At 66.7% G+C, this 16,054-nt stretch carries 7 protein-coding genes; 5 read left to right on the forward strand and 2 right to left on the reverse strand.

Annotated features, from left to right (window positions below; translation table 11 throughout):
* Window positions 1-31: 31 nt before the first annotated feature.
* Window positions 32-10,924 carry a LamG-like jellyroll fold domain-containing protein gene (locus DWB77_RS02495; protein ID WP_162952369.1) on the reverse strand — a complete coding sequence of 3,631 codons (10,893 nt, stop codon included), beginning with the start codon at window positions 10,922-10,924 and terminating at the stop codon, window positions 32-34.
* A gap of 803 nt (window positions 10,925-11,727) precedes the next feature.
* Here DWB77_RS02495 and DWB77_RS37545 point away from each other — a divergent pair.
* From DWB77_RS37545 to DWB77_RS37550, 3 genes are all read left to right on the forward strand, one after another.
* The gene (locus DWB77_RS37545) at window positions 11,728-12,285 is read left to right on the forward strand and encodes a hypothetical protein (RefSeq protein ID WP_162952370.1); all 558 of its coding nucleotides are present in this window, start codon (window positions 11,728-11,730) and stop codon (window positions 12,283-12,285) included.
* A gap of 39 nt (window positions 12,286-12,324) precedes the next feature.
* The gene (locus DWB77_RS02505) at window positions 12,325-12,669 is read left to right on the forward strand and encodes a hypothetical protein (protein ID WP_120719671.1); all 345 of its coding nucleotides are present in this window, start codon (window positions 12,325-12,327) and stop codon (window positions 12,667-12,669) included.
* Window positions 12,670-13,002: 333 nt separating this feature from the next.
* Window positions 13,003-13,170 (forward strand): hypothetical protein, encoded by a 168-nt coding sequence (locus tag DWB77_RS37550; RefSeq protein WP_162952371.1) that lies wholly within the window; start codon window positions 13,003-13,005, stop codon window positions 13,168-13,170.
* 45 nt (window positions 13,171-13,215) lie between these two features.
* On the opposite strand, the gene DWB77_RS38655 is transcribed toward DWB77_RS37550, so the two are convergent.
* Window positions 13,216-13,755, reverse strand: a complete 540-nt coding sequence (locus DWB77_RS38655) for a hypothetical protein (RefSeq protein ID WP_246033370.1) — start codon at window positions 13,753-13,755, stop codon at window positions 13,216-13,218.
* 661 nt (window positions 13,756-14,416) lie between these two features.
* Between DWB77_RS38655 and DWB77_RS02520 the strand changes: the two genes are divergently transcribed.
* Together DWB77_RS02520 and DWB77_RS02525 are read left to right on the forward strand one after the other, a co-directional pair.
* Window positions 14,417-15,196 carry a barstar family protein gene (locus DWB77_RS02520; protein ID WP_246033371.1) on the forward strand — a complete coding sequence of 260 codons (780 nt, stop codon included), beginning with the start codon at window positions 14,417-14,419 and terminating at the stop codon, window positions 15,194-15,196.
* A gap of 383 nt (window positions 15,197-15,579) precedes the next feature.
* A complete protein-coding gene (locus DWB77_RS02525; RefSeq protein ID WP_246033804.1) occupies window positions 15,580-16,029 on the forward strand; it encodes an IS110 family transposase in 450 nt (149 codons plus the stop codon).
* The last annotated feature ends 25 nt before the right edge of the window (window positions 16,030-16,054 follow it).

Below are 16,054 nucleotides of genomic sequence, written 5' to 3' on the forward strand. Positions count from 1 at the left end.
CCGAACACAACGCCAACCCGGGAGGGGCAGACTAGCCCACCGCGCTAGGCACTGTCCTCAAGGCCTGATATACCGGATTGTTTGGCAATTGTCCAATCATTTCTTTGATAGCGCCGTCATACTTGGCGCCGAATCTATTTCGAATGTCATTGATATCCATCTGGAGCGCCTCATCGATCCTACCATTACCCACCAGTTCCTTCTGGAGAGCCCTGAAAGCGTTGGCGGCGCGCGCTCTACCAGTCGTGTACACGGCTCGGTGATCGACGTAGTCCATCTGGATTGCCGGCGCATCACCGTACGGCATACCAAAGTCTTCGACGCTTTGGAACGAGGGCATGTGGTTTATCTCGGTTCCTGGAACGTTTGTTGTCTTGAGTTTTCCGGTAACCGGGTCAATGTCCTTCAGGCCCTTGTACTGGCCGCCTCGATATGTGTGCCCCGGCGCTGCCCGGTCCGGGCCGCATGGATTGGCATTATGGACAAGGACATCAATGCTCCCCGCCTTCACGTAGTACGTGTGCAGAGCCCCGATGGTGAGGTCATACGTTGTGGTGTTCGCATGGAACAGCCGCACGTCCGTGACCTCGGCCGTGCCGGTCGGGGTCTGGAGGACGTCGCCCTCGTGCAGGTCCTTCGCCTCGACGAAGGCGGCCTGGGTCTCGTCGTAGAACGGGTGGTGGAAGGTGGTCGTGAGGTGGTCGCCCTGCGCGGTCGCCTCCGAAGCCGAAGCCGGAGCCGAAGTCGGAACCGAAGACGATGTCGAGGCCGACGTGGGCTCCGGTTGCTCCGCCGCGTGGGCCGGGGCCGCCGTCGCGAACAGCGTCGCCGCGGCCGCCAGGCCCAGCGCTGCCTTGCGGGTCGCCTTGCTTCCCAGGGCCTTGGCCGAAGTCGCGGCCTTGGTCCGCGCCTTCACCGCCACGTCCACGAAGTCGTGGTCCGTCTTCGTCACGATGACCGCTGTCACCTTGTGCGCCTGCGTGCCCTTCGCGCCCGGGACCGCGTTGGCCACCGTGTCGCCGACCTTGATCTGGTCAATGGCCTTCGCGGTGCCGTTGGCCATCAGGACCTTGGTGCTGCCGGTGAAGCTGTGCGGCCCTCCGATGCGGCAGCCGCCGCCCTCGCTGCTGGATCCGGCTTCGTCCGCGTGGGCCCGTGACGATGCTGATTCCGTCGCATCCGTCGCGGCTGTTTCCTCCGCTTCGCTCGCGCCCTTGCCGAAGAGCCCGCCCACTGCCTCCATCGCCTTGGGGGCGAACTTGTTCAGGAGCTTGCCGCCGAGGGAGCCGAGGGCTCCACCGAGCGCACCAGAGACCGCGCCTGTCACCGCCGAACCCGCGAACGCCCCGACGCTGCAACTGGATCCGCCGTGTTCGGCACACTTGAAGCCTTGGTCCACCAGCGAGCCCGCGGCGCCGGCCACCGCGGCGCAGCCGATCGTGCCGACGCCGACCGTGACTGCTTCACAGCCCATGAACACTGCGGTGGACACGACGAACGAAGTGATCGCGGCCGCATGGTGCTTGACGAAGGTCCCCGCCGTCTTGGCGGCCGCCACGGTGTTCTTGAGCGCTGCCTTGCCTATCTTGAGCGCACCCTTGCCCGCGCTCTTCGCTAGATGGATCGCGGAGGACAGGGGGTGCTTCGCCACCTGTCTGACGGCGTGGTAGGCGGAGTGCACGATGTGCACCGCGGCTCGGACATAGGGGCGGGCCTTGCGAACGGCGTAGTGGTAGACGCGGCGCGAGAATCGGACGGTCGCGCGGTAGCCGTCGTAGAGCCGGTGCACCGTGCGGGTGGCGATGTGCCTGGCAACCTTGGTCACCGTGTGCACGACCGGTGCGACATAGGTGTTGTACGTGCTGCTCGCCCAGGAGGTGGCGGAGTTCCACCCGCTGGAGACCGACGAAGTGACCGAGTTCCAGCCGGAACTGAGGGCGTGTCCGATGGAGCCCCAGCCCCAGTGGCCGGAGGGGTCCGTGCCGTCCAGGGGGTTGTCCCCGACGTAAGCGAACGGGTTGGCCGCGGCCTCGTTCGGCATCGGGTTCAGCGAGACCGAGTCCTTGTTGAGGAAGGTTCCTGTGGCCGGGTTGTACCACCGTGAGGCGGTGCCGACCTTGCCGGTGTCAGCCTCTGTCCAGCCGGACTGGAAGCCGAGGTGGCCGGTCATGCCGACGCCGGCCGTCACATTGCCCATGGGGTCGTACGTCGCCGAACCGGCCAGCGCGTTGGCGCCCGCTGTGAACGTGCCGATGACGTCGTTGTGGGTGTCGGTGAGGGCCAGGACGCCCGAGCCCGGTGTGGTCCCGGTGTTGATGCCGGTCAGGCTGCCCGACGGGTCGTAGGAGTAGGTGTACTCGCCGTCGGAGGCGATGGTGTTGCCCGCGCCCGAGTACTGGAACGTGCGCGTGGACCCGTTCGCGGTGACCGCGTCGGTGATGTTGCGTCCGGCGGCGTCCAGTGTGTAGGAGTGCGAACCGGCGGTGATCTGGTTGCCGAACGCGTCCGTGGTGTAGGTGACTTGGCCGTTGGCCGCCGAGGTGTCCGAGGTCAGGGTGCCGCGGGCCGAGTACGCGTAGGTGTGCACTCCGTCCGAGGTGACCTGGTCACGGGCGTCGTAGGTGAAGACGTTGGCTCCGACCTGGGTGCGGTTGCCCGAGGCGTCATAGCCGTACGCGGTGGTGGTGGAGCCGTTGTTCCACGAGGTGAGTCGGTCGGCCTGGTCGTAGGTGTAGGTGTTGTTGGAGGCTCCGGTTACCCCGGTGGTGTTTTTCGAGGTGAGATTGTCGTTGGGGTCATACCCGTAGGTGATCGAGGCCAGGGTTGTTGTGCCCTGCATGAGGGTGTCGCCGGTGAGGTCGTGCGAGCTGTTGTAGGTGTAGGAACGCAGCTGGCCGCTGGTCCCGTACTTGATGGACCCGACCTCGTTCAGCTTTCCGTAGGTGTAGGTCAGTGCCGTGCCGCTCGCCGCGTCGTTGAGGGTCGACAGGCGGCCCGCCGTGTCGTAGCCGTAGGACGTGGTGCCGGCGGCGTCGGTGCGGGTCAGGGGTGAGGCGTCGTTGTTGTAGGTGAAGCTGGAGGAGCCGGCCGCGCCCGAGGCGGAGAGCAGGTCGCCCCGGTCGTCGTAGGAGAACGATTCGTGGGTGGCGGCCTGGTGGTCCTTGGCGCCGACCGTGCCCGCCTCGGCAGTGTCGGCGGTCAGCATCTGGCCGTTGTGGTCGTAGGTGAAGCTACGGCTGGCGGTCGCGGCGTCGGCGCCGGTGCCGGACGCGGTCAGCAGGTTGCCGACCTTGTCATAGGTCATGGCGGTAGTGACTCCGCCGGGCTGTGTGGTGGCCGTCAGCTGGCCGTTGGCGTCATAGGTGTTGGTGGTGGTGGAGTCGGCCACCGAGTTGTACTGGCTGGTGGCCGGCTGTACGGCCGTCTCCTGCTGGCCCCACGGGGTGTAGGTGTACAGCCAGGAGTTGTTGCGCCCGTCGGTGAACCGGGTGCGGTTTCCTGCGGCGTCGTATCCGAAGGAGGTGGTGATCGACGTGGTGGCGGTGACCGGCTGGATCTCCTGGGTGGCGGTGCCCGCCGCGTCGTAGGTGAAGTGGCGGGTGTTTCCGTTGGCGTCGGTGGAAGCAACCATGTTGCCCACCGCGTCGTACGTCTGGTGTGTCTGCCTGAGCTGCTTGTTCGCGGCGTCGTACTGCGTGTTGAGGGTGGGGTGGCCCTGGGCGTCGTAGTCCGTCTGGGTCCAGGTGTTGTCGGGCAGCGTGGTCTTCTGCCGGTTGCCCATGAAGTCGTACGTGTACTTCGTGGCGTTGCCCGCGGCATCCGTGACGGAGGTCAGTTCGCCTGCCCGGTCATAGCCGTAGGCCGTGGTGACTCCACCGGGCGTAGTGGTGGAGGCGAGGTTCGCACCGTAAGGATTGCCCGTGGTGACCGCGTACGAGTTGGTGGTGGTCAGGGTCCGGGCGGTCGGGTAGCGCTCAAGGCGGGTCGAGGTGAGCTGCCGGCCGAGGTAGTCGTAGGTCGCCTGGGTGCTGGCACCGGTGCCGTCTGTCAGCGACAGCTTTTCGCCGTTGGTGTCGTAGGTGTAGTGCAGGGTGGCGCCGTTGGGTTCCGTGATCTGCGCGACGTCGCCCATCTGGTCGTACAGGTAGCTGGTGGTCTGGCCGCCAGGGGTGGTTGCCGTCAGCCGGTTTCCGTCGCTGTCGTACGTCCACGTCGAAGGCGCCGTGATGGAGGTCGAGGAACCTGCGGGAGTGTACGGGGGCAGGGTCTCGGAGACCTTGTTGCCGTTGGCGTCGTAGACCGTCGTGGTCTGGTTTCCGTTGGGGTCGACTTCTTCGACGGCTTCGCCGAAGGCGTTGAATCCGACGGTGGTCACCGGGCGCTGGGTGACGGGCGTGCCGCCTGCCGTCTCCACCTGGAGGGCGGGCGCGGTGGTGACGGCGAGGTTGCCGGCCTCGTCGTAGGAGTAGTTGGTGGTGTTGGTGTTGGCGTCGGTCATCGACGTCGGAAGGCCACGCTTGTCATAGGTGTAGCTGGTGGTCTGTTGGCTGGAGGAGCCGACCGTGCCGCCGGTACGCCCGTTTCCGTAGAGGGAGCCGACTTCCGTGTTGGTCAGGGCTCGCGGATAGACCTGAACGTTGGAGACCGACCCGCCCAGAAGGTCGGCGGCGGCGCCCGCGTACTTGCCGGCGCCGATCGTCAGCGGCCCGGACGCGTTCCACGCAGTGGTGTTGGTGCCGGTCCCGGACAGCGTGCCGTTGACGTAGATCTGGCTGGTGCCGTTCGAGACGTTGTAGACGCCGACCAGGTGCGTCCACGTGTTGGCCGTCGGGACGGCGGTGGCGTAGGCGGACGGGAAGGACGGAGCAGCCGTGTCCCCGTTCGTCTGCTCCATGCTCCACATCGGGGCGCCGGTGTGCGCGTAGTTGTACTGGAGGTAGAAGGAGCTGGCGTTGGTGCCGCTCTGGGAGACGATCGTCGCGTTGTGGGTCGGCAGGGAGGCCATGTTGACCCAGGCGGAGACGGTGTAGGAGGCACTGGTGTCGAGCACCGGGCCGTTGGTGGCGACCTGCTGTCCGTTGGTCGCGGCGAAGGTGGCCGCGTCGTTGCCCCAGGTCACTCCCGTGGCCGTGCCGGTGTAACCGCTGCCGGAGACATCGGTGACGTTCGTTCCGGCACTCTGGTTGAGTTTCCACCAGGCGGACGGGTGGCCCGAGGCGTCACCATAGAGCGTCTGGGTAAGGGGGTTGCCCGCCGCGTCGTAGGTGGCCGAGGTGGTCCGGTCCCAGCCCGAGGAGTCGTGCTCGGTGCGGGTGGCGACCCTGTCGTCCGGGGTGTACGAGAGGGCGGTCACCCGGTCGACGCCGGTCGGGTCGACGACAGTGGAGGTGGTCCGGGAAGCCGCGTCCACCGTGTAGTTGGTGACGGTCTGCCCGTTGTCGGTGGTCTGCGTGAGGGGGTTGCGGGCCGCGTCGTAAGTCGTCGACTGGATCAGCGTCGAGGAGCTCCCGTCGGCGCTCTTCTTGGTGGCGCTCGCGGTGAGCCCGTCGTCGGTGTAGGTGTAGGAGGTGGTGGCGCCCATGGAGTCGGTGATCGACGCGAGGCGGCCCGCCGGGTCGTACGCCCGGGACGACTCGGTCAGTTGGGTCGCGGTCTGGGGGTTGACCGGGTCACCGGTGTAGGTGAGCACCTGGGTGAGCAGGTGGCCGTTGTCGTCGTAGGTGTACTGGGTCGTCGTGCCCGACTTCGACACCTCCTGGATCTTGTTGCCGGAGGTGTCGTAGGTGTAGGTGACGGTGCCGCCGTTGGTGCCGCCCGCGTTGGCGTTGGCGTCGGTTTTGGTGGCGACGTGGTTGTACGCGTCGTAGGTCTGGGTTTCGGTACGCGGTGCGTCACCGCCGCCGGTGTCCTTGATGGTCTGCGAGGTGACGTTGCCGTCGATGTCGAAGACGGTGGTGGTGGCGGCGGCGTGGGTGGCGCCCGTGACCCGGTTCAGAAGCTGCGGGTCGTCCTCCTCGACGATCTGACCGGCCTTGTCGTAGGTGTACGACGTGGTGAGGCCGGCGGGGTAGGTGTCGGAGACGACCTTCTTCGACTTGACCCGGCCCAGCCCGTCGTAGCCGTAGGTGGTGATGAGTCCGGCGGCATCCGTGGTGGAGGCGACGTCACCGGTGTGCAGGTAGGCGACGGTTCTGACAGCGCCGCCCGGCGAGACGGTCTTGACCGGCAGGCCCTTGGGTACGTTCCCGGAGTCGGCCGCCGGATAGGCGGCGGTGCCGTCGCTGAACACGGTCGTCGAGGTGCGCCCCTTGGGGAAGCCCGCGACCGGCGGTCCGGTGACGGCCGTCTCGTCCCCTGCGGCGTCGTAGCTGAAACTGGTCAGGTAGGTCGGGTCCGTCGCTGACGCCGAGCGGCCGTCGCGGTGGGTGAGCAGAATGTCGTTACGCGGGTCGGCCGTGGTGAGCTGTGCGCTCGTGTCGTCCGGGAAGTACGTGAAGTAGTCCGTGGAACAGACGTTGGCTGCCTGGTTCTGGCAGGCCGTCGTGGAGACGACGTTGCCGCGCACGTCGTGGCCGGTGGTGGTGGTCGCGCCGTTGGGGTCGGTGACGGTGTGCTCGAAGCCGCCGGTGTCGTACCCGAAGCTGTGGGTGTTGCCCAGGCCGTCGGTCTCGGACAGCTTGCGCATGTTGTTGTCGACGTCGTAGGTGTACGTGGAGACCACGTTCGCCGGGGAGGTCACCTTGACGGTTTCCACCGGCAGCAGACCGGTGGAGTTCAGGCCCGCGTGGAAGTGTGCGGCGGCGTCCTGCGCGGTGAGCTCGGTGCGGTAGGAGGCAGCTTCGGCGAGGGTGCCGTTGAAGTAGGCGACCGTGCCGTTGGGCAGACCCGTCCAGCCCGCACCTGTGGTGCCCGCGCCGAGGTAGTCGGTGGTGCGGCTGCCGGAGGCGAGCGCTGCGGTGCCGGTCTTGGTGGCGGCCTGCACGCCGTCCAGGTAGAGCGTCTGGCTGGTGGGCGACGCGGAGAGCAGCACGTGGTGCCACTTGCCGTCGGTCACCGTTCCCGTGGTGCCCATCTGAACCGCGCCGGTGGCGGTGTAGAAGCCGCCGTACAGCTTGTTGTCGCTCCCGATCCACAGCTGGGGCGCCATGCTGGTCGGTGAGGCGCCGATGGCCGCGTTCTGCGCGTTCATCAGGATCGCGGTGCCGTGGGTGGTGTTGAACCACAGTTCGGCCGATGCGGAGGTGTTCCCGCTCTGGGCGTCCGGGACCTTCACATAGGAGCTGGTGCCGTTGAAGGTCGCGGCTTTCTGGTCGCTGAAGGGGCCGGCGGCGCCGAGGGTGACCGCGTTGTAGGTGCCGGTGCCACCTCTCGTCTCATCCAGTGCGGTGGAGGCGCCGGCCGCTTCGCCCAGCCGGTAGTACGTGGCGGGCGCGCCGCCCAGGACCGCGCCCCGGTAGGTCTGGCTGGAGCCGGTAACGGTGGGTGCCCCGAGTTTCCAGGTGCCGCCGTTCTCGTCGGTGAGCTGAGTGAGTGTGGTGGTCGCAGCGTCGTACGTCATGGCGGCGTACGTCTTGCCGGAGGGCCGGGTGACCGAGGAGAGCAGGCTCGCCCCGTGGGTGCCGTACTGGTAGAGCGCCGTGACGTCCGCGGACACCAGCGGCCGGTCGTACCAGGCGGCATCCGCTATGGAGCCGTTGAAGTAGGTGGCGTAACCGGTCTTGTCGCTGCTGCTCTGGTGCGGCTCATCGGGCCAGTTGCCGCCGAGGAAGCCCGAACCGAGCGTGTTGTACTGCTGGTTCTTGCCGAAGGCGACGCCCGGCTGGATGGAGACGGTGCCCGCGAGGGAGCCGACCTTGGCGCTGTCGAGGTAGAGCGACTGGGTGTTGCCGGCGGCGGACAGCACGACGTGGTGCCACTTGCCGTCGGTGACCGCTCCGCTGGTGCTGATCGGGGCGATGCCCGCACTGTTCCAGAACTCGGCCTTCAACTTGCCGTCGGTACCGACGTACACCGTGGGCGTGTACGCGCCGGGCGAGTTGCCGGCGGTGACCGGCTGGGAGGCGTAGGAGTACAGGACGCCGGGACCGGCAGAGGTCTTGAACCAGAGGGACAGCGCACCCGAGTCGGTGTTGTTGCCCATGTCGAACGGCAGGGTCGCGTACGAGCTGGTGCCGTTGAACGAGGCTGCGGTGCCGGTGCTGCCGGCCATCGGGCCAGGAGTGCCGAGGGTGACGTTGCTGTAGGTGGTGTTGTTGGTGCCCTGGTTCGCGAGGACAGCGTCCTGGGCGGTGGTCCCGGAGGACTCCCCCATCGGCCACAAGGCGTGCGGGCCGAGGTCGAGCGAGGCGTTCTGGTACTGCGAACCGGAGGTGTAGGTGTACTTGGTGCATTCGGTCGTGGTCAGCGGCGCACACACGGAAGTGAGCTGGTCGCCCGCGTATCCGTACGTCCAGGTCTGTGCACTGGTCGGGTCGGCCGCATCAGCGAGGTCAGTGACGACCGTCGATACGTGCGCGGTGTTCGCGCCGGACGGCGTGGACCAGGTCAGGGTGAGCGAACGGCCGGAGGTGGCCGAGCTCAGCTTGGCGACATGGCCGCTGGTCCATGTGGCGTTGATGGCACGGCCGTTGGCGTCGGTGACCGAGGTCAGGCCGTAGGCGCCGGAGCCCAGCGACTGGGTGAAGGCATAGGTCGTGTCGTTCTTGTCGGTCAGCGTGTAGCCGCCAGTGACCGGCTTGAACGTGGCGAAGCGCCCCGATGGTGGCGAGAACGTGCCGTCGCCGTTCTTTCCGTAGCCGACCTGCGAGCCGTCGGGATAGCTGACGACGGCGGATGCCACGGCGCCCGCCGGGTTGTACTGCTCGGTGGCGCGGGAGTCGAAGATGGACGACCAGCCGGCGCCGAAGGCACCGGTCCAGCGCGGGTCGCGGGAGTTGTAGTCGCGGCTGACGTCCAGCGAGGGGCCGACCGTGGAGATGGTGGCGTCGGTCTCCGAGGTCGTGTAGTTGCCGATGGCCGGGTCGAAGCCGTGGTCACTGGCGTTCTGCGAGAGTCCCGAGGTGACCAGCGGCTGGGGTACCTGGATGTTCAGGGAGTACCAGGTGGCGCCGGAATAGAGGCCGGCGTCGTAGGACTGCACGGTCCAGTAATAGGTCTGGCCCCACTTGAGTTTGCCCGCCGGGACGACGTAGTCGCCGGTGGCGAGCAGCCCCGAGTCGACGATCTTGGCGTTGGTGTTGTCGTAGACCTGGAACTGGTACTTGGTGGTGGTGTTGGCCTGCGAGTCGGCGCCGCCGGACCAGGCGGTGAGCTCGGGCGTGGTGGTGTAGGCGGTGGCGTTGTTGTTCGGGTACTGCTGGTAGACCTGCGGCGGCGTGGTCCCGGTGTAGGTCACCACGATGCGCGGAGTAAGGGTGCCGTCGTTGAACGAGCCGAACTGCTTCCAGTGCAGCGTGTCGTTGGTGGCCGCGTAGACGGCGAGGCCGTAGTCCGCGGTGGTGCCGTTCATCCAGCCCTGGATGGACGCGGTGGCCAGGGGGACATCCACCCAGTCGCCCACACTGTGGTCAGCGGCGGTGTTGGCACAGGCGTGGGGCACGGACGGGGTGACGTTGCCGATGGACGCGCCGTAGGAGGGGCCCGGGTAGCTGGTCACTCCCGTCGGTGTCCAGGCTTTGGTGACCTGGGCGACGTCCAGGCGCTCGGGCGTGCAGGTCGAGGCCCAGGTGTCGAAGAGCTTCAGGTCGGCCGCCGTCACGGTGACCTTGGAGCCGTCCCAGCCGCTGTACCAGTGGTTGACGTAGGCGGCCGCCGAGTGAGGACCGGAGTCGTACGAGCCGATCTTCACCGTCTGCTCGAAGGAATGGTCACCGGTGGTGCCCGACTCGGCGTAAGTCGTGGTCCAGCCATCGGTGATGACCGGCGGGTCGACGGTGACGGGGAAGACACGGGCCTGGTCGTGCAGCCAGGCCGCGTCCAAGGTGACCTTGAGTGCCTGGTGGCCCGAGGCGCCGGTCAGCTGGTACTTCACGGCATAGGTGGTGGCCGGGTCGCCGGAACGCGGGTCGACCTTGGAGTCATAGGCGTAGGCGGCCGGGATCCGTTCAACGACCTTGCCGCTCGTGTCTCGCAGGTCGATGGCGCCGTCCTTGTTCTGGACGGCGGTGAGGCCTTTGAGGGTAAGAGGGAAGGTCCAGGAGTCGGCGGCTTGCGCGGAGTGCAGGACGACGGCTTCCTTGACACCGGTGGTGGTCGGCACGACCGTCAGATCGGTGGCAGGCAGGATGCCGGGGTAGGTGACCTTGGAGCCGTCCGCCTTGCCCGCGACCTCGGCCGCACCCTGGAGCCCGAACGACAGGGCGTGGTCGCTGTCGGTACTGACCGAGACGACGGCGGGGTCGGTGCTGCGGGGCGCGAGGTCGATGCCGAGCGAGTTGGCACTCTCGTGCAGGCGACCGTCACTGCCGACCTTGACCCGGGTATCGATGGGCTGCCAGTTTCCGTCCGCGTCACGGTAGTTGACGGGCTTCTGGGCGATCTGGCGTGTCGTCGTGCCGTCAGCGTTGTCGAAGACGCTCTCGGTGGCGGTGGACTTGGCGGCGTCTCGCTTGCTGGTGTTCGCGGAGAAGCCACCGATCGCCGCGCTCGGGCCGGACTTCGAGGCCTTCGCGTACGGGTGGTAGGCGTCGAGTTCGCCCTTGCCCTTACCCGGGGCCCGCCCCGCACCCTTACCGGCCTGGGTCGACGCGGTGCTGGCCCGGTGACTCAACCCGGCCGCGCTGCCGCCCTGTTGACGGGGTATGTGCCCCCACGTCGGATCCTTGAACCAGTCGGCGAGGGCCGACCAGGACAGGTGCGGCATGGAGAGCGCGGGCAGCGTGGCGCCGTCGGCAGAGGCCTGTTCCGTCGTCAGAACCAGGGCCATGGCGACGAACGCCATCATCGCGGTGGCACGCAGCCACCGACGACGTAGAGCATTCCACCGGGGATGACGGCGGAAGGGGCGAGCGCGCACGGCACGGACTCCAGACAAGATCGACACACAAAACTCACAGAGCTTGCGGGTTCCACTTACGACTTGGAAACCCCTCAAGGGCTCCTCTTGTCCAGGTGTTTACTGGGCCGTTGGAATCCCTCGCAGATCGCCCTGTTACTTCCGCTTTCGTACTTACAGATCTTTGCCGGACCAAGGCCTCAGGGATACCTGGGAGGGGTGCTCGCGGCTGAAGCCGGGGCGGGCGCGGAGCGTCGGTGCACGCCAGGCGGTGTCGGAGGGAAGAGCTCCGAGGGTGGCCAGCAGTGCACTCACCCGCCCGCCTCGCGTGGTTGGCCTGGTGGATGTCTGGCCAGCGGGTTTTCCCTGAGCGGGCTTCGTCCATAGACCCAGACGCTGGGTCAGGACCGGACGCTGCGTCAGGACCGGACGCTGCGTCAGGACCGGACGGTGCGAATCAGCGCACCCGGTCGGCTGGATCAGGCACAGCCGTCGACTTCGACACTGCCGCCGCGTGTCACGTCCTGTCCACGGCGTGAGGTATCCCCCTGCCCGGCTACGCCGGCTCAGCCTCGGTTCGCAGTGACGGGTGGTGCGGATGCGGGCCACAACTGACAACTGCACGCCTGTAGGCGGAGCCGCCCTCAGAGGGGCCGGCCGGATACACGTATGCTGCGCGCTCGATATGCGGACCAGCCTGCGGTGCGGGCCGCGGGGCTCTTGGGAGGATTGCCGTGAAGGCATGGATCGGTGCGCACTGGCGATGGACGCTGGGCGGGGTGGGGTTGATAGCAGTAGCAGTCGCCATCATTGCTCTAGCAACTTCTGGTGGTTCGACCGACGCCCGCATCCCGCCCACACGAGCACGCGCATACACCGAGCAGCAAGCCTGCCTCCTCACGCCGGAAAGTGGGCTCGCAGAGGCGGCGGCCGGTCAGGTGTGGGGCGGCTTGCAGGATGCCTCGGCGGAAACCCATGCCAAGGTGAGCTACCTTGCCGTGGCGGGAGAGCAGAGCGCGGGTAACGCGGCGCCGTACCTTGCCGCGCTGGCGGGCCGCAAGTGCACGGTCGTCCTAACGGTGGGCGCGGCACCCGAAGGCGCGGTAGCCCTCAACAGCCAGAAGTTCCCGAAGACACGCTTCCTCGTCGTGAAGGACAGCACGAAGACATCGCCGAGCCAGACGCCGTCCGGGGAAAACGTGAAGATCCTCTCCCTTACGGGCGACACCGGTAAGGACAGCAACGTACGCAGCCGAGTGGCCTCAGCCGTCGAGAGCGCGCTCCGGGACTAGGTTCTGTCCGGCGGATCAGGGCGTCGTAGGCTCCAGGACATGCACAGCACCCTGACGGAGCATGCCCGATGTCTCTACGGAGATGAGTATCGACCCACGCCGGAGTGCGGCCTCGAACACCGGGAGCACCACTTCGTCGAGGAGCTGACCTTCGCCGACGCGGATTCGATCGTCGCCATGCTGCGTGAGCTATGTCCGCACATAGTTGACGGCCGGTTGCCGATTCGGGTCCGCAACCTGTCCTATCGGCTGGTGCTCTTGCAGCGACCGGACGAGCTGGCGTTGATGCGAGAGGCCGCCGAGAACCTGTGGCTGCACGGACCGGACTGGGACCACATCGCAACAGATCTCACGAGGCGGGCAGAGGCCCCGGAGACGGGCTGATCACGGCCTGAGCCAGAGGCGTATCGACGCGACGGTGACGGTGCCGTGGCAGACGATCGCCCCGCCCCACGACCAACACAATGGTCCACGCGAGGCGATCACATGATCCGTCGGACAGACCTAGACCGTAGCAGGAACGGGGCTGACCCGCAGAGCATTTGGTCGATATCCACATAGCGGCCCCAGATCAGCAGGGCTCGCAGTCCGCGCACTCTAGTTATCCCGCCCTCTGTGCAGGCCGGGCCCTGCGAGCCCGGCGAAGATGATGCGGCGGGCCGGATCACGGTCGAGGCAGAGCGACTGAGAGCCGGTGCGGCACATGCTGGGAAGGTCGTGACGATCATCTTGGAGGGCGCCTGCTACCGCGTCCTCGGCGGAGATACCGAGCTGTCCACCCGCCCCCGCGATGACGACGAGCCGCTCACCAAGGTCAGGGCAGTCAGTCGCAGGGAGAAGCAGCAACTGTCCGGTATCTGCCGGGGACATCAAGCATGTCCTTGAGCCACCCGCCCAACATCTCCCGGGACCTCACACGTCACATGAGCTTCAGAACGGCAGAACCCACTCGCGATCGTCAACCGTCTTCGTTGCTGAAGGGCCTGTGGGCGGCCAGGAACCGGGAATGGCTTCGACTGCACGTTGGACATCAGCCGCCGTCCTGCCGATGACAGCAAGGCCCAGTCCTTCCAAGCCGGGCTCCAGACAGAGCAGCAACCCAGCGGCAGAGAACCAGCGCACGGGCGGCCCCATGGGGTCGAACCACGCTGGATACGGCGACAGAGCCACCTGAGCGAACTCCTCCTCCAGACAGGCAACCACCTCGGGCGTTGCCTGACAGGTGCGGCCCTCGATCCCGCTGGCCGACGCGGCTTCGCTGAGGACGGTTTCCACGCAGGCCAGCGAGAAGCGGTCGAGGTAATCAAGCCGACTGGAACCGGGCAGGCGATCACCGAAGAGGGCGACCGGTGGATCCTCACGGGAAAGGTCGGCCAGAGCCACGCCCCACCCGGCGCAGCCCTGGTTCTCGCTGCGAAACACCAACAGTTCACCCGTGGGGTCGAGCAGCAACTCGTCCGGCTCCAGCATCGGATTGTGCCGCGCAACCAGGTCACGCCGTCGACCGAACAACGCGTACGCCTCCCTGAGAGCCGCTGGGAGACGCAACCCGAGACGGTCCTCAGCTCGTTGTACATCGGCCGATGTAAATCTGTCAGTTGGCGACAACGGAGTGGACCAGGCAGCAGCAAAGTCTCGGATGAATGCCCATGCGTCTGCCCGTGTCGGGCACCCACCAGCCAGTGCCTCAGCTACATCGAACCTGTCGGCCATGGCGCTGACCCTACGCGGCGGCCAGTCTTGTGTTGGATGGCGCGGTGACCGTCACGAAATATCCGCCGCAGCCGATTTCAACGAGCCCCGTCACGGCCACCATGAGTAGGGTTTTCTCCCAGGTCACGGGGCATGTGCTTCCGCCGAGCCCGTCGCCACCGTCGAGAAAGCGGGCCTACTGCACCCGAGGATCGTGGATGGCCGCTGGACCCAACGTCAGGATATGGCGCGGTACCGACTGGATCGTCCGCGCACTCGGGCGTCCGATAGTGAGTGTTTTCGAACCGGATCCGAGCTGTCTGTCGGTTGGTCGACACTGCCTGATGGACCGCTCTGATGGACCGCTCTGTAGGCTTTCAGCTGATCAGGAGGTGTGGTGGGCGTAGGGGGCAGCGCAGGAGAAGGGCGCAAGTACGCCTTGACGAGCGACGAGGAAGAGAGCGACTTCTGGGGCTTCGCGGAGGAGGCAAGGGGATTGTTCATTCCGAGTGAGGACGGTCTTCGTCAAGTCGCACTCCTGGGATGCTCACCTCAAGGAACACTCCTGACCTGCCTCGGTCATCTCGGTGGCCGCCGCGCATCTGCCGGTAGCGCGCACCTGACCTTCCTCGACGCTGAAGGCGTGGAGATGGGTTCGTACTTCGTGAGCAATGTCACCGCGACCGCGGCCGAGCCGTCACAGCGCGGGGAGGGTCTTCTCGATGTCACTGTGCGTCTGTGGTGCGAGGAGCTTCTTCCTGGTTCGGCAGGGGTGTGGGATGCAGTTCGAGCTGGGCGACTAAACCGGAAGGGATTGTGGCACTCTCTCGACGCGGAAGGGCAGAAAGCCTGGTTGTCCGTGGCTCTGTCGTCACGGCAGTACCAGCGCCGCGAACGCCCGGAGGATGCCGCACCAGGGCAGGTGTTCACCTTGGACGGCCGGCAGGTCGTTGATGCGGCCAGCTTCTACTGTGCGCTGGGCGAGGCCATCAACGGGCCCGGCGGGTACTTCGGTCGGAATCTCGCTGCCGTGGACGACTGTCTCAGAGGAGGCTTCGGTGCCAGACCTCCGTTCACACTGGAGTGGCAGACCTCAGGAATAGCGACGTCACGGCTGGTCAACAACCAAGGCCCAGGCAGGGACACCGGGGCCGGGGCCTTTTACGAAGTGCTCTTAGAGATCTTCGCCGACCATGACATCGACGTTGTACTGCGGTGAAGCACGGGGTCGTTTTCTTCTCACAGATGGACCGCCTGCGGGTCAGCCGCTTGGTCATGAGGGTGATGAGTGACCAGTTCAGGTGCGCTTCACTGTGCCCGGGAAGCCCCTCGTAGTCCCTCGCCTTACGACGGCGTTCGCGATCCATCCCTATGCGCGTTCGATGTGCCAGCGGCGTGAGAGGACGACAAACCCTTGGCCCTTTGGGGCGGGAGACGGTCTTGAGAGTGATGTGAGGGAAGTGTCCTCGGCCCAGTTCACAGGCTGGTCCGCGTAGGCGGAATCGGCCCAGGCCGCCTGGGTGATCTCTGGTACGTGAGACGCTCGCCTCCGAGGGTTACCGCGGCGAGGAAAGAAAGACCCACGCCAAGGACGCCGCCCTCATCGCTGACCAGGCCCGCATCCGCAGCGACCTGCACCCTTTACGCACCGGCAGCGAGACCGTCACCGATCTCAAGATCCTCACCGGTCGTGGCATAGACCTGGTCGCCGACCGCACCCGCACCCTCAGACGGCTCCGCGCCCAGCTCGCACGCCTCTCCCCGCGCCTGGAGCGTGCGCTCGACGTGACCGACGTCGGACCACTCGTCCTGCTGACCGGCTACCAAACGCCGGCCGCCCTCCCCGGATCGGCCGCATTGGCTGAAGGCCTGGCTGCGCAACCGCGAGGTCCACCGTTCCGACCAGCTGGCCGAGGCAGCCCTTTCAGGCCGCCGAGAGCCAGCACCCCAGGCCTGCCGCCTCCCCCTACACCAACTCGCCTCCTGCAAGCGTCAGGCGTCGGGGGGGGTGAGCGAGGCGATGGGGCGAGATTCGCTCCATTCCGGTTCTGACCGGGCTATCGTGCGGCCAGAACTG

Source organism: Streptomyces hundungensis (assembly GCF_003627815.1).
Lineage (GTDB): Bacteria > Actinomycetota > Actinomycetes > Streptomycetales > Streptomycetaceae > Streptomyces > Streptomyces hundungensis_A.